Raw genomic sequence first — 16550 nt, 5'->3', positions numbered from 1 at the left:
CCCCGCCCGTATGTCAGGCTCCGTATGCCAACTCGCGTATGCCGGCCCCGGTCGGCCGGCCGTCAGAGCTTGGTGACGTCCAGCTCGCCCTCCGCGTACTGCTTGCGCAGGACCTTCTTGTCGAACTTGCCGACGCTCGTCTTGGGCACCGACTCGATGATCGTCCAGCGCTCCGGGAGCTGCCACTTGGCGATCTTGCCCTCGTCTGCGAGGAAGGCGCGCAGTGTCGTGAAGTCGGCGGTGGAGCCCTCCGACAGCACGACCGTGGCCAGTGGGCGTTCGCCCCACCTGTCGTCGGGGACGGCGACGACAGCCGCCTCCATGACGTCAGGGTGGGCCATGAGGGCGTTCTCCAGGTCGACGGACGAGATCCACTCGCCGCCGGACTTGATGACGTCCTTGGCGCGGTCGGTGAGCGTCAGGAAGCCGTCGGGGCTGATGGTGCCCACGTCGCCCGTCTTAAGCCAGCCGTCGTCGCTGAACTTGTCGGCGGGGCGCAGGGGTTCGCTGTCGGAGCCGTTGTAGTAGGCGCCCGCGATCCACGGGCCGCGCACCTCCAGCTCGCCGGCCGATTCGCCGTCCCAGGGGAGCCGTTCGCCGCCGGGGCCGCTCAGCCGGGCCTCGACGCTGGTCGGGAAGCGGCCCTGCGTGAGGCGGTACGCGAACTCCTCGTCCGTACCCACCACCCGGGCCGGCGGCCGGGCGATCGTGCCGAGCGGAGAGGTCTCCGTCATGCCCCAGGCGTGGCAGACGCGCATGCCCAGCTTGTCGAAGGCGGCCATGAGGGAGGGCGGGCAGGCGGCGCCGCCGATGGTGACCTGGCCGAGGGACGAGACGTCGCGCGGGCGCGCGGTGAGCTCCGCGAGGAGGCCCTGCCAGATGGTGGGGACGGCGGCCGCGTGCGTCGGCCGGATCTTCTCGATCATCTCGGCGAGCGGGACGGGCTGCAGGAACCGGTCCGGCATCAGCATGTTGACGCCGGTCATGAAGGTCGCGTGGGGCAGTCCCCAGGCGTTGACATGGAACTGGGGGACGACGATCAGGGAGGTGTCCTGGTCGGTCAGACCCATCGACTGCGCCATGTTGACCTGCATGGAGTGCAGGTAGATGGAGCGGTGGCTGTACACCACACCCTTGGGGTCGCCGGTCGTCCCGGAGGTGTAACACATGGACGCGGCCGTACGTTCGTCCAGCTCGGGCCAGTCGTAGCCGGTCGGCTTCCCGGCGATGAGGTCCTCGTACTCGTGCACGCGCGCGTGGGACCCGGCGAGGGCGGAACGGTCACCTGGGCCGGAGACCACGACGTGCTCGACCGTCTTGAGGTGCGGGAGCAGCGGGGCGAGCAGCGGCAGCAGGGAGCCGTCAGCGATGACCACCTTGTCGGCGGCGTGGTTGACGATCCAGGCCAGTTGCTCAGGGGGCAGGCGCAGGTTGAGGGTGTGCAGCACCGCGCCCATGGAGGGGATCGCGAAATAGGCCTCGACATGCTCGGGGTTGTTCCACATCAAGGTGGCCACACGGTCGTCGCCGGTGACTCCGAGGTCGTCGCGCAGGGCGTGGGCGAGCTGTGCCGTGCGGGCCCCGATCTCGGCGAAGGAACGGCGCCGCGGCTCGGTCTCGCCGGTCCAGGTGATGACCTGCGAGTCGCCGTGGATCGTCGACCCATGGGTCAGGATCCTTGAGATCAGCAGCGGTACGTCCTGCATGGTGCTCAGCACGGCGTCCTCCCGGGGCTTCATTGCCTACTCGGTGGTAAAGGTTGTGCTGATTCTGCGCACATACCGAGCGGTACGTCACTAGGAGAGAGTGATCGATCAGATCACGTCCTGCCACGGGAACTACCGGCGATCACCAGAGGTTCCCATTCGGGAACCAACGGGCGGAGCCGAGGGGAACTACCGGGCGAGCACCAGCTCGGGGTCCTCACGCAGCTTGCCCAGCGCCCTTGAGACGGCCGACTTGACCGTGCCCACCGACACCCCGAGCACCTCGGCCGTCTGGACCTCGCTCAGGTCCTCGTAGTACCGAAGCACCACCATCGCGCGCTGCCGCGCCGGTAGTTTCATGATCGCGCGCCACATGGCGTCGTGCAGCACCTGGTGCTCGGCCGGATCGCCGACCGGCGTCCCCTCGGGCTCGGGCAGCTCGTCGCAGACGAACTCGTCGACCTTCCGCTTCCGCCACTGCGACGTCCGCGTGTTCAGCAGCGCCCGGCGGACATAGCCGTCCAGCGCGCGGTGGTCCTCGATGCGCTCCCACGCGACGTACGTCTTGGTGAGCGCGGTCTGCAGCAGGTCCTCCGCGTCGCTCGGGTTCGCCGTGAGCGACCGGGCGGTGCGCAGCAGCACCGGGCGGCGGGCCTTCACGTACGACGAGAACGACGGGTAGGCGGTGTACGAGGGGTAGGACGCGAACGACAGGGTCTGCGTCGCCGGCGTAGCCGCGTTCGAAGCGCTGGTGCAGACGAGTGTGGTCATGGCTCTACGCTAGGTTCGCCCCCTACTTGGGCGGATCGGCCGCAGGTCCCGAAGCCGCGTCCGCCTCAGGTTGTAGGAGGGGGGCTGCCTCCACCTCCTGAAGGTGGAGGCCGACTACGGGCCTATGAGGGTTCACCCCTGAGGGGTGGTACGACGGTATTACGGAGGCTGCTCCTCCAGTAGTAGTGACAGCCCCGGGCGCAGCCCCGGGCACAGCGGCCGACCGGACGGTCCCGCTCATCCGGCGGTCGCCAGCACCAACCCCGAGGTCGGAACCCCCGTACCGGCCGTGACCAGCGCTCTTTCCGCGCCCGGCACCTGGTTCACGGAGGTCCCGCGGAGCTGTCGTACCGCCTCGGCGATGCCGTTCATGCCGTGCAGGTACGCCTCCCCGAGTTGACCCCCGTGCGTGTTCAGGGGCAGGCCCTCGGCCGCGACGAAATCCGCCGCCTCGCCCGGCGCGCAGAAGCCGAACTCCTCCAGCTGCATCAGCACGAACGGCGTGAAGTGGTCGTACAGGATGGCTACGTCGATGTCGGACGGGCCCACCCCGGCGGTCCGCCACAGCTGGCGTGCCACCACGCTCATCTCGGGGAGTCCGGTGAGGTCGTCGCGGTAGAAGCTGGTCATCTGCTCCTGCGCGCGGCCCGCGCCCTGGGCCGCCGCCGCGACGACGACGGGCGCGTGCCGCAGCTCGCGCGCCCGTTCGACGGAGGTGACGACGACCGCCTGGCCGCCGTCCGTCTCCTGGCAGCAGTCCAGCAGCCGCAGCGGCTCGGCGATCCAGCGCGAGGCCGCGTGATCGGCGAGAGTGATGGGCCGGCCGTGGAACCAGGCGGCCGGATTGGTCGCCGCGTACTTCCGGCCACGGACGGCGACCTGCCCGAACGCCTCCGCGGACAGCCCGTACGTGTGCAGGTACCGCTGCGCCGCCATCGCCACCCAGGAGGCCGGCGTGAGCAGCCCGAACGGCAGCGACCAGCCGAGCGCCACCCCTTCGGCCGACGGCTCCCGTCGCTGCACCCCCGACCCGAAACGCCTCCCCGACCGTTCGTTGAAGGCCCGGTAGCAGACGACGACCTCGGCCACCCCGGCCGCGACGGCGAGCGCGGCCTGCTGCACGGTCGCGCAGGCGGCGCCCCCGCCGTAGTGGACCCGGGAGAAGAAGGACAGCTCCCCGATCCCGGCCGCCTGGGCGACGGTGATCTCCGGGCTGGTGTCCATCGTGAACGTGACCATGCCGTCCACGTCGGCAGGCGTCAGCCCGGCGTCGTCGAGCGCCGCCCGCACCGCCTCCACGGCCAGCCGCAGCTCGCTGCGCCCCGAGTCCTTGGAGAACTCGGTGGCCCCGATACCGGCGATGGCCGCACGGCCGCCGAGGTCGTCACGCGCGTGCAGGGTCACGGGGTGCCTTCCGAGGCCGAGGGGGAGACGGATGCGGGTACGGAGTGGGGGACGGAGTCAGGTACCGAGTGGGGTACGGAGACAGTCACCGTTCCGGAGACGTGCCGGCCGATCCCGTTCGCCCCGAGGACGCGTACGACGGCTGTGTCGCCGTCGACGTCCTCGATGCGGCCGGTCAACACCATGGTGTCGCCGGGGTAGTTGGGGGCGCCGAGGCGGATGGCGATCTTGCGCAGGACGGCTACGGGCCCGAAGCAGTCGGTGATGTACCGCCCCACCAGGCCGTTCGTGGTGAGGATGTTCATGAAGATGTCGGGGGACCCCTTCGCCCGCGCCGACTCGGCATCGTGGTGCACGTCCTGGAAGTCGCGGGAGGCGATCGCCCCGGCGACGATCAGCGTGCGCGTGACCGCGATCTCCAGCGGCGGCAGCTCGTCCCCGGCCCTCATCCGTCCACCTCCGCGGGCAGGTCGCCCCGGAACACCGGAAGCTCGGACTGCCCCTCCTCGTACCGTACGAACTCCAGCCGCACCGGCATCCCGATCCGCACCTTGTCGTACGGCACGCCCACCACGTTGCTGACGATCCGCACGCCCTCCGCGAGCTCGATCAGGCCGACCGCGTAGGGCGGGTCGAAGGCCGGGAAGGGCGGGTGATGCAGGACGACGTACGAGAAGACGGTGCCCTCGCCGGACGCCTCGACGGTGTCCCACTCGCCGTGGCCACAGGCGTTGCACCCCGGCAGCCAGGGGAAACGGAGGGTACGGCAGCCGAGACAGCGCTGGATGAGGAGTTGGTGCCGGCCGACCCCGTCCCAGAATCCGGCGTTGTCACGGTTGATGACGGGCCGGGGGCGCGCCGGGGTGACGTGGGACTTCGACCCTGTCTGCCCCGCCTGCTCCACCTGCTTCGCCTGTCCCGACTGGTCCGTCTGCCCCGCAGGTGTATCGGGGGCGCGTGAGGGGGCGTACGCGCGTACGGGCGCGTACTTGAGGATCCGGAAGCGATGGGTGCCCACCGGCTCACCGTCCACTCGTACATCCGTCCGGGTCGTGACGAAGTACCCGGTGCCGAGCTTGGTGGTCTTGGGCCCGGAGACCGACTCGACGACCGAGTCGAAGGCGACGCGGTCCCCCGGCCGCAGGGGCCGTAGATACTCCTGCTCGCAGTCGGTGGCGACGACCGAGGTGCAGCCCGCGCCGTCGAGGAGGTCGAGCAGTTCCTCGTACGCGGCCGAGCGGCCCGGATTCCCGGAGAGGCCGCCCATGGTCCACACCTGGAGCATGGCGGGCGGCGCGACGGCGTCCGGCCCGGAGTAAGCCGCACTGGTGTCGCCCAGCGCCTCGCACCAGTGCCTGATCATCGGCTCGTTGACGGGATCCTTGCCGACACCGCCGACGACGGCGGGTCGCCCTTCGAACTCGGCGAGGAGCGGGGCGAGTTGATCGGGCGACGGAGGATTGGGAGGACGACCGGGTAGGTGACTCACGGTTTCTGACTGTCCGTCAGATACGGGAGGGTGTCAAGAGTCCGAAAACGCCTGCGCGGCGACACGAGGTACCGAAGTACGTGCCGCCGCGCAGACGCTTCACCACCCCATGAAGCGCTCCCCACCAGGGAGTTCAGGACCGCCGGGGACCCACACCCCCACCGGCCCACGGCTCACCAGAGGTTGGTGAAGTTGACGACGGCGTTGGACTGGTCGACAGCCGTGAACGCCGAACCGTTGACCTGCGCGGTGTTGTTCTGGTTCGAGGCGCCCGAACCGACCGCCTGCTGCTGCGAGGTGGACGAGTTGCCGTTGTTGTTCCCGCCCACACCGCTGCCGACGATGCCGGCGACGGCCGCGTTCGATCCGTCGTTCGCGAAGGCGCCGTTGTCCGCCGCGGCCACACCGCTGAAGAGCGCGGCGGCGAGGGGCAGAGCCGAAACGGCGGCGAGAACGCGAGCGGTACGGATGCTTGCCATGTCTTTCCTCCAGAACATGTACGCCCCGGCTCCAGTGCCGGACAGTACGAAGTACGTGTGTTGCGTAACTGCGTGAACTGCGTGAACTGCTCCTGCCGCCAGGGAAGTTGGCCATCCGCCCCGGTGTCGTCCCGTCGCTGTGCACTGCGTCGCAAGATCAGAATTGCCCACCGAATCCCCGGCGAACCACCCCGGAACCGCTTATTCCCCCTGAAGCGTGATGACAAGTCGATAAACCCCCTTCGGATCATGGAAGTCCCAGGTCAGGCCGATGGGACTGATTCACGCCAAGCCGCCACGAAGGACGCCAAGGGACACAAGGGCCGAAGCGTTCCCGCACATTTCCGGCCATTCCACCGACATGACCTCGGCCGCCATCCCCACCCTTCCCTTTTTCGAACATGAGTACGAACATGGAGGCATGGCCACCACAGACCGGCAGGCCACAACGCTGGCCCTCACACACGCCCTGTCAGCCGCCGAGCGCGGCCTGGCCGTCATCCCCCTGTCCCGGACTAAGCTCCCCGCCCTCCGCTCCCCCCACCGCGACGCCCCCGACCCGGCCCCCTGCCACGGCGAGTGCGGAAGCACGGGCCACGGCGTGTACGACGCCACGACCGACCCGGCCCGCATCCGCGAACTCTTCGCCGCCGCCCCCTGGGCCACCGGCTACGGCATCGCCTGCGGCCTGCCCCCGCATCACCTCATCGGCATCGATCTGGACACCAAGTCGGGCACGGACTCCTCCGCGGCCCTGCGCGAACTGGCCCTGCGCCACCTGTTCACGATCCCCGAGACGGTGGTCGTCCTGACCCCGTCCGGCGGCCGCCACCTGTGGCTGACCGGCCCTCCGGACGCCGTGGTCCCCAACTCGGCGAGCCGGCTCGCCCCCGGTATCGACATCAGAGGAGCCGGCGGCTACCTCGTCGGCCCCGGCTCCCGCACCGAACACGGCGTCTACGGCACGGCTCCCGGCACGGCGCACCTGACGCCGGCGCCCTGCCCACCGTCACTCCTGCGCCTCCTCCTCCCGCCACCGCCCCGCACACACCCCTCGACGCCTCCCTCACCGGCCGAACACGGCCAGGGCCTCGTCCAGTTCGTCCTCGCGGCCCACGAGGGTCAGCGCAACACCCGCCTCTTCTGGGCAGCTTGCCGCGCCTACGAGAACGGCATCGGCCCCACCCTCCTGGCCCCGCTCGTGGAAGCGGCCGTCCAGACGGGCCTGACGGAACGCGAGGCACGGGCGACCGTGGCTTCGGCGGCGCGGATGACGGGGCGACGGGAGTGAGGTGACGCATGGCCACTTATCGGGCTACTGAGGTGCGACTTCGCCAAATACGGCCAAAAGACACCCTGTCTGAACGATGTACCCGGCACTCACACTCGCGACATGGGGGTTCTCCGCGATGTCGACCGAGTCGACCGGCCTGAGTGCTTGTTGTGCTCCGCGATCGGACCTGACGTTCGCGAGCGCGGCCGCATCGTGCCCCTGTCGGCCGAACTCTGCGACAACTGCTGGAACAAGCTGGCCAACGAGCTCGCCGAGTGCGAGGGAGCCACGGCAACACCGGATCCGGAGCCGGACCCGGAGGACATGGGTTGGGCCGAACCCCGCATCTGCGGTCGCTGCCACGCCACTGTGCGCTGCTTCCCGACCAACTACGACCGCTGGGTCGAGCTCGCCACGTTCGAGCTGCCGGCGAAAAAGGTCCCACCCCAACACCGTTGGCGACTGAGGCGCCCGACAGCAGCCAACACGCCGATCGCCGTGGCGACCGTCGCCGTCAGAATCGGCGCCATCGACCCGACACCCGGCGAACCGGTCATCCCGGCGCACGAGTTCGTATGCCTACGGGAGGACACCTGACGAGGCCCTGCCGACGCGCCGACCGCGGCGAACGGGCCGGGAACCGAGGAGAGCGGAGGCGAGACGGCCTCCAACCTGAAACACCGGGTCAGACACCGTTCACTGCGGCGGGTGTCTCGGTGCCCACCTCCGGTCGAACAGGTCGTGTGCTCGCATCCGCAACGTGGCCCGCATCACGGCGCTGCCGACCTAAGACCATCGCTTGATGATCTCTATTGGAGAATCCGGCGCCGGCCACACCTGGATACGGATCTTCTCAGTGGTCTCGGGGCTTTCGTCAGAGTTGAAATCGGCCCGAGCTGCCCGAGCCAAGTTGTGCCGGGACACGCGCACGCGGTTCCAGCCGGACGTGACCTCGAACGTAGCCGCATCTGGGGCGTACTCCGTACAGCCCAGAACCACCAGGCGACCCGACGACACATCCAAGCCGGCCTCAACGACGTGATCGAATTCCGAGCTGTCATCACTCGGCTTCTCCGGCAGGACGACAACTGTGACGGATACGTTGACATTTACCACCGTGCCGATACCCAGCGCGCCCCCTGCAACCGCGAGGTGATCGACAACGGCCTGGTCCGTCCACGCGTCGCTCAGATCGCCGTCCGAATCCGCATCGAACACGTGGATCTGGAAGTAGTCGGCGAAGAGGGTGAGTTCCGTCGTTGTCGTCATGGCGGCACAGTGCCACGCAGCACTGACAACCGGAGACGCACCAGCCGTCCAAGGTACGGATCAGACGGCGCCCCTACCCCCGACGTGCCCGAGCAAGCGGCGAACACCGGGGACCGACGGTCACCAACGGACAGCACCCAGCACGACGGCCCCTGACCGATCTACCTGGTCAGAGACCGTTCACTGCGGTGGGTGTGGGATTTGAACCCACGGTGACATCGCTGCCACGACGGTTTTCAAGACCGTTCCCTTAGGCCGCTCGGGCAACCCACCTACGCCCCTGCCCACCTGGGGTGGAGCGGGTACAGCGTACCGGGCTCGGGCGGTTCACGGTGAGCGTGGTCCACACAGGGTCCACTGGCTCTGTTCCACTGCCCAACTACACCATGGTGATCAGCAGCTGGAACCGCAGCGCCACGGCGACGCACGGAGCGTACTGCTGCGCCGGCGTGCCCTGAAGGGAGGGCATGCACTAGCTGTCCTGTCCACCTCTGCGCTTCCGTGGAGTACGAGAGCGCTGAGAAGGATCTGCAACCTTCTGATCCGTAGGATCGGGCAACGCCTTACGGAGGGGCTCGGCCCTGGCCTGACCGGGTCGCTGAGATTGGTGATCATCGGCCTCTATGTGCCGTCGTTGCCGTCAGAGCTGCCGTCAACTCCGAACTGTGACACCGCAGCCGCGACGGCATTCCGGACCCGCCTGCGCCCGGAGTTGACGACTCCTCCTTCACCCGGGAGCACGTCTCGGCCACGGTGAACAAGGACCTGGCGGACACCCTCCCCAGACCGGGCAGACCACCGGCCAAACCCGCTCCGCCGATCTCGGTTCGTGTAGCGGAGACCCTACTTCACTACCAGTAGATAGCTACGAACTCAGAGTCGAGATATCGCTCGTTAGCTGTCGTACCTCCTGCTGGTTCTGACGAAGAAGTACGCAACGCGACAGTGCCGCCAGGAGATGCCCCAATAAGATCCCAAGCACGACTTCTTTCTCTCACCGCGTCGTCAGGGTTGATCGACACAGAAAATCTATTCTCCAACTCCTCGACAACCAGACGAAATACTCTTCGACTGCTAGTGAAAGAATCCAAGAGACCACTATTTTCGCGAGCCAAGACTACAATTTGCGCTCGCGTTTCTGAGTCCAGATTCAGTCCACACCGACCAGCGATTAGCTCGCCGTACAAACTAAGTACGCGCACCATTTGATCCGCAGTTTCTTCTGAAGATCTATCCTCGGCCAGAGCAGAAAGTGCACCTGTACTGAATCTATCAATTTCATTTCCCAGGTCTGGTAGAACTTCCTTCAATACCTCAGCCAGCTTGATTGGAGTCCACTGCGATCGAATTCCCGTGACAGCAATCCTACAGAGAGCCCAAACCGGCGAATCGGAGAACAGTACCCGCCTGATATCCTTCCAATACAAGGACTGTTCGGTAACTCCCACTAGATAGAGAGGCTTCCGCGTAGCTTTCACACCATCCGGGAGGCTCGGTTGCACTTTCGCATGAATTGCATATTCGGCACCACTAATCGTGAATGTCGAGTAGTCGACCATCTCGCACTTGAGTGGGACGAGACCCGCCATGAGGCCTTCAAGAATTCCATTGAAAGCCCGAGCTTCCTCCATTCCGTCAGCATTGACCGATGCGGCCAAATGTGGATTGCTGATCAGATCAGCCATGGTGGAGATAATGGAGCTCACACGATAAGTCGGATCCGCGCGAAGCCTAACCTTTACCTCAAAAAGTTCTCCCCTCATTAGCCGGTCCTGGTCGAGTACCCAAGTCTGCAAGGCATAGTTGGGTGATCGACTGGACATCTCGGCAACAATATCCGACCAACTAGGGGGCTGCCCATCGGCGGCTTCAGGAGTGATCATGCTTACGTTTTTTCGTTTTTCGTAAGCATGCAAATCTTTAAATGTTGCCTGGATTGTAGCCTTTCGGAGAACCTGTGAATCCTGACCCTGGGTGGCCTCAAATCGCGAGCCAATTCCAGACTTGACGACTTTAGCGTCTACGCCGAGACTGCTGCTTACCTCAGACTTGATGGAACTTGAGAGCGTTTCGGTATATTCGCTGGGCAGGGCACCGAGACGTGACGAGAGTAGGCTCGTGACACTAACCTCGTCCAAGTATACAAATTCACGAAGAATTGAACTTGAAGCGGCGCGATCCTTACGCTTCTTGCGATTCTGGAACCATCGTTTAATTCGAGCAATCATCATCTACCTTCCATTACCATCCGACGGACTCGCTGAAATTTGTTTTCGATGTAGCGCAACCCGTTCATAGCCACAAATATAATCGTCCGCAAAGATCGCATCCCTTGAATCCGTTACAGCCAAAAGTGCGGCTTCGCTCCAAACTGCGACGAGCTCTGCTGCAGACCAGTTAGATGTTTTTTCAGCAATGTAAGAGTGGGGTAGCTCCTGTCCTTTATTGAGGGTTCTAGCAGAAACTTCAAGGATCGCTCGACGATCCTCCAGGCTGGGCAGCGGAAAGTGAATCTCCCAATCGAATCGTCCAGGGCGTCGCAAAGCAGCGTCTAGATCCTGAGGTCGGTTAGTCGTTGCGATAACAACCACGTTGGTGTCAGCAGTGAAACCATCCATCGCAGAGAGCAGCTGGCCTACAATCCGGCGAGAGGCTTCGTGTGAATCTTCACTCCGTTGCGAAGCGAGGCTGTCCATCTCGTCGAAGAAAATGATGGCTCTCTCCTGCATTGCTGCATCTTCAAAAATCTTGCGGATGAGCTCCTCGCTCTGTCCGTACCATTTACTGAGGATTTCTGGTCCACTGATTTCATAGAACTCAGCATCTGCACGGTGTGCAATGATCTTAGCCAGCATGGTCTTCCCGGTCCCAGGGGAGCCAGTGAAGAGAACACCTTTGATCGGTCGAGCTCCAATTTTCGCCAGAGCTTCATGGCGTTCAAGAGGGATCTCAATTAGTTCCTTTGCCCTTTCTATGATCTCGGGATAACCGCCAAAATCATCAAAGCTAAGGGCTCCGTCCGGTGAGGCTTTGAATTGCTCCACGGTTACACTGTCGACAGCGGGAAGGTCGATATAACGGACAGGGTCTTCGGAGATTACCTCTGTAATTCCGCGCGATTCGTACCCCTTGACCGTGTTTCCTTCTCGTAGGTCCAGATCGCGTGGCTCGTCTAGAACTTTAAGGCGCCCGCCGATGTCGATAACTACTTGCCCTGGAGGCAGCAAGCGAACAACGCCAACCCAAGGCTCTTCGTCCCATAGTTCGCCTGGGGCATTATTAATGCTATTGTTCTCGGAATCTATGAATACAATGTCTCCTCGTTCGAAATTAAATCCCTCGTCGGCCGTACATGTAGCGATGTTCCCGTTGCGCAACTCAAGGAACGCTGCCGTTCCGTCTTCGCTTACATGCTTTACTCTTGCCACAGTCCGAGGAGGGTAAATGTCTGCGTCCATCGTCTAAGCATAGTCGCAGCGCATCCCATTTAGACTTCACAGTTTTTGATCACTAGTGGACTGCCGGAGTTGCCAGCTCAGCAGGGCTTCTCAGGCAGGAATTTTTCGTCGTGTAGACACACCCGATCAACGTTCCAGGTGAATGAAGGGAGGTCGTGCCAGAACCGTGCCAAGTAGGCCGGAGAACAACGGGCCCGAGTCAGCTGCCACAGCGACTTTGCCGTAGGTCAGTCCAGCAGTCGTCCGTCGAAGACCCAAACTTCCCAAGCTGATGTTCTCCGGCGTACTCCAGGCCCACAGCAAGGCACCGGACCCTCGACGACGCACCACTGCTCCCTCCCTTTCCTGACACTTGGACTCTCCAGCCGGAGTGCGGAGCACGTGAGGGGCATCTCGTCAAGGTGACGCGAAAAAGAGCCGAACGTGCGCCCCCCTCCAGATCGGTCTGAGATCCTGGAGACCGATCGAGAGGGGCCGAAGGCATGGAGTGGAAGACCCACGGTGAACGGCAGATCTACACGAACAAGTGGGTGAATCTGTGTCTGGTCGACGTCCAGCAGCCTGACGGCGCCAGGTGGGAGTACCACGTCGTTCGTCTCCGGCACCTGGCCGTGGCGGCCGTGGTCAACGACCGCCAGGAGGTGCTGATGATGTGGCGGCACCGCTTCATCACCGACTCGTGGGCCTGGGAGTTGCCCATGGGCCTGGTCGAGGAGGGCGAGTCGCCTGAGGAGGCGGCGGCACGCGAGGTCCTGGAGGAGACGGGCTGGCGCCCCGGTCCCATCAAGCCCCTGATCTACGCCGAGCCGGCCAACGGGATCACCGACTCGCAGCACCACGTCTTCCGCACGGACGGCGCGACCTACGACGGGCCGCCCACGGAGAAGAACGAGTCCGACCGCATCGAGTGGATACCCCTCAGCGAGGTGCGCGGGATGATCGACCGCCGCGAGATCGTGAGCAGCGGATCCCTCGTCGGCCTCCTGTACGTGCTCATGGACGAAGCGATCCGCTGACCGGTGGGAGGAGTTCCCGTAGCCGTGCCTCGAAGGCCAGGGCTACGGGCTCCCGCCTGTGCGGGGCCAACTGCTCGTAGAACTCCCGGAGATGGCCCGACACTCGCTCGGAGGACACCGCCGAGGCGGGCTCCAGAGCTTGTGTGGCGGTGTGGCAGGCCTGGGCAAGCTTGCCCTGGTCCAACTGCGTACGGGCCAGCCAGAACGTGTGAAACGCCCGCCCCCGTTGATTGGTGCTGTTCTCCCGCCGCAGAGCATCCGCGATCAAGGGCTCAGCGGTCGCTGCCTCCCCGAGTCGGCCGTGCGCAATGCCGGTGTCGACTATGAGCTTCAGCTCGTCGAAGTAGGTCACCCATGACGGGTCGGGATCGTTCGCCTGGATCTGCTCGAAGTGGCGGTGCGCTTCCCCGATGGCCCGGTGAGTGGAGTCCCGGTTGCCGAGGGTGGCGTGGGCGAAGGCTTCCCGCATGGACAGCATCGACATGACGCGCGGTGTGGTGCCGAGAGCTGGGCGGGCCTGGTCCTGAGCGGCGGTCACGAGTGCCAGGGAGTCCCCGGGCTTGTCCTGGTACGTGGCCTGCAAGCTCATGCAGGCCAGGACGTTGGCCATGAACTGGCGGTCGTCGATTTCCTTGGCCAGTTGCAGGGCCTCGGTGAAGTACGCGCGGGCCTGGTTGTACTGGCGGGCGTCGAAGTAGGTCCAGCCGGTGAGTCGCGCCAACTCAGCCGCGATTCCGTACAGGCCGTTCTGGATCGACGGCGGTCGGCTCTCCTTCAACAGGCCCACGACATGCCGGAGCTGACCGACGATGGCCGGCCGCAGAGCTTCGCCGCCGTGCTGGTCGTCCCGACGCCAGTAATCCTCGATGGAGGATCGGAACGCATCAAGTGTGGCGCTGCTGAGGCTCGTTCGTGTGGCCAACGCCAAGATGCTGTCTACGTCCGGTCCCGGCAGAGACGCGGGTGTCTGCGGCTCTGGATCCGAAGCTTGCGGGGGCGCCTCTCGCTGAGTGACTACGAGAGCCTGGGGTGTCTCCCAGGGGCGACGGGCAAGCCCGAGCATGTGCCCTGGGATGCGCAAGCCGTCCGCGATGCGTTCGACGACGTCCATATGCAGCAACTGGCGTCGCCCGGCGATCACTTCACCGACCCGACTGGGCGTCAGCTCGCATCGCCTGGCGATCATCGACGGATAGATCCCCGCCCGTACCTTCACCAGCCGGAAGACTCTGCCGAAGTCCCGTACCCGGCACGCGTTGATCATCTCGGGATCGGTGAGCAGCCTGGCAGGCAGTTCCTGCGGCCGGTCGGCGTCGGGCATCGGGCAAGCTCCCACCCTGCGAGGGCTACGCAACGTCGCTGATTCTCTACTTGCCGCGATGTTACCCAAGTTGGGTAATCAGCCTGACCTTTCGACAGCGGTACCCAGTTCGCGATGCTCGTGTGCATGGCGAGCAAACAGCAGACCAGACCCGGCATCGGTGAACTGGCCAAGGACAGCGTCAGGGACCGTATCGGCGTCGTCATGGGCGAGTGCGGGGGCCGTGTGCAGATGCGGCCGATCCGTGGCGGCCTGGAGTGGGATGCCATTCCGGACGACGTGGTGGCGCTCAGTGCGCGAGAGGAACTGAGTGCACGTCTGACCATCAGGAACGGCAACAGTCTGGGTGGGTTGTGATGCGCGCCATCGGCCGGTACGCGGGAGTCCTTTTCATCATCTGCATCAGCGGTTCGTGCGGCCTGGTGATCGGCGCGACTCTCGGCATCCGCCAATAGACCGGCCGCCCCGAACGGGTGCCAGTTCACGGCTCCCCCGTCCCCGTTCGGGGCCGGCCTCCACCCCTGCTTCCTGACCGTCTGCGAAACCGGCTCGGCGATCAGGGCGGCATGCACGTGCCACGCACCACCTCACACCGGGAGATTGCACATGACGGCAACGGCGAACGATCAGAGGTCCGGCAGCGCGGTGGCTGGTGAGGAATTGTTCGAGAGCCTCGCCCACTTCGTGGTCATCCACAACGGGCAGTCGGCCGAGCGCGCGGAGCGGATCGCGGATCAGGCGGTCGCGTTCCTGGTCACGGCGGCCACCGCCACCGTGCCCATGGTCCCGTCCGATGACGTGGACCTCGGCCTCCACGCGCTCATCCTGCACACGAAGGAGTACGCCGCGCTCTGCGAGCGGTACGCGGGCCGCTTCCTTCACCACAACCCGAAGTCGGGTGGAGGCGCCCGTGACCCGGAGATGGTCGCCGCCTCGGCACGCGCCATGAAGGCTGCCGGATTCATGGTCTTCGACGACCTGTGGACCGTGAACGGCGTGAATCTCGCGCAGTGCGATTCGGACTGCGGCCGACCGTACGGTCAGGCCTAGCCACACGACAGCTGCGACGCGGCCGACGCGAACTCGTGGTCGGCCGCGCTCGCCTAAAACCTGGAAGGGAAGAGACGTTGCCCGGCCCAACCCCTGAACTGCCGATCGTGGTGCTCGACGCACTCATGCCCACGACTCAGCGCATGGTCATCAACCGTCGGGGCTCCACGGTCTGGGAGGTGGAGAGCCACCGGGGCCACTACGCCGTGAAGATCGGCCATCCGGTCGAGGCTACGGCCGACTGGCCTGCCCAGCCCTGGACCGCGCTCGCGCCCGCGCGCGAGGGTGCCGTTCTGCTTCGCCTCGGCGTCGAGGGGATCGCGTACGGCGAATGGGAGCACGGTACGTGGAACTTCCAGCCGTGGCACGAGGGGCCGGACCTGTACCGGCTGTGGGAGCGCTGCCGTACGAAGGACTCGCCCATCGCACCGGACACCAGCGAAGCACTGGAATGCGCCGAAGCGCTCGCCGACCTCCACGCCAAGGGCTGGGCACACGGCGATGTACAGCCCGCCCACTTCATCATCGGGCCGGAACGAACACACCTCATCGACCTCGCCCTTGCCCACGGCGGTCATGTTCCAGAAGGACACGACTTCCCGTTCCGCGGCTGCCTCGTCCACTACGAAGCACCGGAGATCGCGCGCAGCGTCCTCGACACCGGAGAAGCCGAGCCGACACAGGAAGCCGACGTCTACGCGCTCGGAGCCTCGCTGCTCATCTCCGCCACCGGCTGGCGGGCGGTCGAATACCCGGACGACGCACCGCGACCAGTCCAGCGAGAGGCAGTCGCCAACGGCCGACGACGGCCCGTGAAAGTGCCCGGTGAGCTGGGTGAATTGGTCGACGCGATGCTCAGCCACACGCCGGGGGATCGGCCCGTCATCTCCGAGGTGGTCAAAGCCCTGACCTGATCCCGAAAGCCCTGCCCGCCTCGCGTCAGCAGTGCGCGGACGCCGACAACGAAAGACCGGACCACCCCTCAGCCTGGACAGCGTTCCGGGTGGTCCGGTCGTGGAATCCCTGATCAGGACCCCGGTGCCGATGGTACCGGGGTGGTCGGCGTGCTCGGATTCGGGTGCGGCGACAACCCCCGTCATCTGTTGTTGAGTTAGAGAGGACGGCGGTTGAAGGCGGTCATTGGGCGCACGGTTTTGACGTGCACCACCGAAAGTGAGCCAAGACGGCGAGTGCGCCGAACGAGCACCCGTCACGTATGTCTCCAGCAACCCCGTACGGGCATCAGCCACGCTGCCTGGTTTCGAAACGACGGCCACCCGGACGGCGGGGTCGTGCGTGCTCGGGCTCGGCCTC

16 protein-coding genes and 1 tRNA gene are annotated in these 16550 nt (G+C 65.3%); 6 read left to right on the top strand and 11 right to left on the bottom strand.

Annotated elements, in window-relative coordinates:
- Positions 1 to 62: 62 nt before the first annotated feature.
- The 6 genes from STRTUCAR8_RS32020 to STRTUCAR8_RS31995 form a co-directional block, all read right to left on the bottom strand.
- On the bottom strand, positions 63 to 1739 hold the full coding sequence (locus STRTUCAR8_RS32020) for a long-chain fatty acid--CoA ligase (protein WP_006380327.1): 1677 nt from the start codon (positions 1737 to 1739) through the stop codon (positions 63 to 65).
- Positions 1740 to 1895: 156 nt separating this feature from the next.
- Positions 1896 to 2477 carry a SigE family RNA polymerase sigma factor gene (locus STRTUCAR8_RS32015; protein WP_006380329.1) on the bottom strand — a complete coding sequence of 194 codons (582 nt, stop codon included), beginning with the start codon at positions 2475 to 2477 and terminating at the stop codon, positions 1896 to 1898.
- A gap of 237 nt (positions 2478 to 2714) precedes the next feature.
- Complete coding sequence (locus STRTUCAR8_RS32010; RefSeq protein ID WP_006380321.1) at positions 2715 to 3881, bottom strand: lipid-transfer protein; 1167 nt, start codon at positions 3879 to 3881, stop codon at positions 2715 to 2717.
- A complete protein-coding gene (locus tag STRTUCAR8_RS32005; protein ID WP_006380319.1) occupies positions 3878 to 4330 on the bottom strand; it encodes a MaoC family dehydratase in 453 nt (150 codons plus the stop codon). The genes STRTUCAR8_RS32010 and STRTUCAR8_RS32005 overlap by 4 nt, the downstream gene beginning before the upstream one ends.
- Complete coding sequence (locus tag STRTUCAR8_RS32000; RefSeq protein ID WP_006380330.1) at positions 4327 to 5370, bottom strand: bifunctional MaoC family dehydratase N-terminal/OB-fold nucleic acid binding domain-containing protein; 1044 nt, start codon at positions 5368 to 5370, stop codon at positions 4327 to 4329. The genes STRTUCAR8_RS32005 and STRTUCAR8_RS32000 overlap by 4 nt, the downstream gene beginning before the upstream one ends.
- A gap of 173 nt (positions 5371 to 5543) precedes the next feature.
- A complete protein-coding gene (locus STRTUCAR8_RS31995) occupies positions 5544 to 5849 on the bottom strand; it encodes a hypothetical protein (protein WP_006380324.1) in 306 nt (101 codons plus the stop codon).
- A gap of 421 nt (positions 5850 to 6270) precedes the next feature.
- Between STRTUCAR8_RS31995 and STRTUCAR8_RS31990 the strand changes: the two genes are divergently transcribed.
- Both STRTUCAR8_RS31990 and STRTUCAR8_RS54630 read left to right on the top strand, forming a co-directional pair.
- Positions 6271 to 7140: a bifunctional DNA primase/polymerase gene (locus STRTUCAR8_RS31990; protein ID WP_044473253.1), complete on the top strand. Its 870-nt coding sequence runs from the start codon at positions 6271 to 6273 to the stop codon at positions 7138 to 7140.
- A 102-nt stretch (positions 7141 to 7242) separates the two neighbouring features.
- Positions 7243 to 7719: a DUF6083 domain-containing protein gene (locus STRTUCAR8_RS54630; protein ID WP_234372497.1), complete on the top strand. Its 477-nt coding sequence runs from the start codon at positions 7243 to 7245 to the stop codon at positions 7717 to 7719.
- A gap of 189 nt (positions 7720 to 7908) precedes the next feature.
- Here the strand turns inward: STRTUCAR8_RS54630 and STRTUCAR8_RS31980 are convergent, their stop codons facing one another.
- The 4 genes from STRTUCAR8_RS31980 to STRTUCAR8_RS50505 form a co-directional block, all read right to left on the bottom strand.
- Positions 7909 to 8391, bottom strand: a complete 483-nt coding sequence (locus STRTUCAR8_RS31980; RefSeq protein WP_006380333.1) for a hypothetical protein — start codon at positions 8389 to 8391, stop codon at positions 7909 to 7911.
- A 186-nt stretch (positions 8392 to 8577) separates the two neighbouring features.
- A tRNA-Ser gene (locus STRTUCAR8_RS31975) sits at positions 8578 to 8664 on the bottom strand.
- Between the two features lie 578 nt (positions 8665 to 9242).
- The gene (locus STRTUCAR8_RS52930; protein ID WP_143666460.1) at positions 9243 to 10622 is read right to left on the bottom strand and encodes a DUF6414 family protein; all 1380 of its coding nucleotides are present in this window, start codon (positions 10620 to 10622) and stop codon (positions 9243 to 9245) included.
- Positions 10623 to 11849 carry an ATP-binding protein gene (locus STRTUCAR8_RS50505; protein WP_078507383.1) on the bottom strand — a complete coding sequence of 409 codons (1227 nt, stop codon included), beginning with the start codon at positions 11847 to 11849 and terminating at the stop codon, positions 10623 to 10625. It lies immediately after the preceding gene.
- Between the two features lie 482 nt (positions 11850 to 12331).
- Between STRTUCAR8_RS50505 and STRTUCAR8_RS31970 the strand changes: the two genes are divergently transcribed.
- Positions 12332 to 12865: an NUDIX hydrolase gene (locus STRTUCAR8_RS31970; RefSeq protein WP_006380332.1), complete on the top strand. Its 534-nt coding sequence runs from the start codon at positions 12332 to 12334 to the stop codon at positions 12863 to 12865.
- Here STRTUCAR8_RS31970 and STRTUCAR8_RS31965 read toward each other — a convergent pair.
- A complete protein-coding gene (locus tag STRTUCAR8_RS31965) occupies positions 12843 to 14186 on the bottom strand; it encodes an NsdA family TPR-like regulatory protein (protein ID WP_006380326.1) in 1344 nt (447 codons plus the stop codon). The two genes, STRTUCAR8_RS31970 and STRTUCAR8_RS31965, sit on opposite strands and share 23 nt — an antisense overlap.
- 114 nt (positions 14187 to 14300) lie before the next feature.
- Between STRTUCAR8_RS31965 and STRTUCAR8_RS31960 the strand changes: the two genes are divergently transcribed.
- The 3 genes from STRTUCAR8_RS31960 (at position 14301) to STRTUCAR8_RS31950 (ending at position 16150) form a co-directional block, all read left to right on the top strand.
- Positions 14301 to 14543, top strand: a complete 243-nt coding sequence (locus STRTUCAR8_RS31960) for a hypothetical protein (RefSeq protein WP_006380322.1) — start codon at positions 14301 to 14303, stop codon at positions 14541 to 14543.
- A 249-nt stretch (positions 14544 to 14792) separates the two neighbouring features.
- Positions 14793 to 15236, top strand: coding sequence for a glycine-rich domain-containing protein (locus STRTUCAR8_RS31955; RefSeq protein ID WP_006380331.1), 444 nt, complete (start codon positions 14793 to 14795; stop codon positions 15234 to 15236).
- Between the two features lie 77 nt (positions 15237 to 15313).
- A complete protein-coding gene (locus STRTUCAR8_RS31950) occupies positions 15314 to 16150 on the top strand; it encodes a protein kinase family protein (RefSeq protein ID WP_044473252.1) in 837 nt (278 codons plus the stop codon).
- The last annotated feature ends 400 nt before the right edge of the window (positions 16151 to 16550 follow it).

This window comes from Streptomyces turgidiscabies Car8, from assembly GCF_000331005.1.
GTDB classification, from domain to species: Bacteria; Actinomycetota; Actinomycetes; order Streptomycetales; family Streptomycetaceae; genus Streptomyces; species Streptomyces turgidiscabies.
Note: the sequence above shows the minus strand (reverse complement) of the source record. Positions and strands in the feature narration are given on the sequence as shown.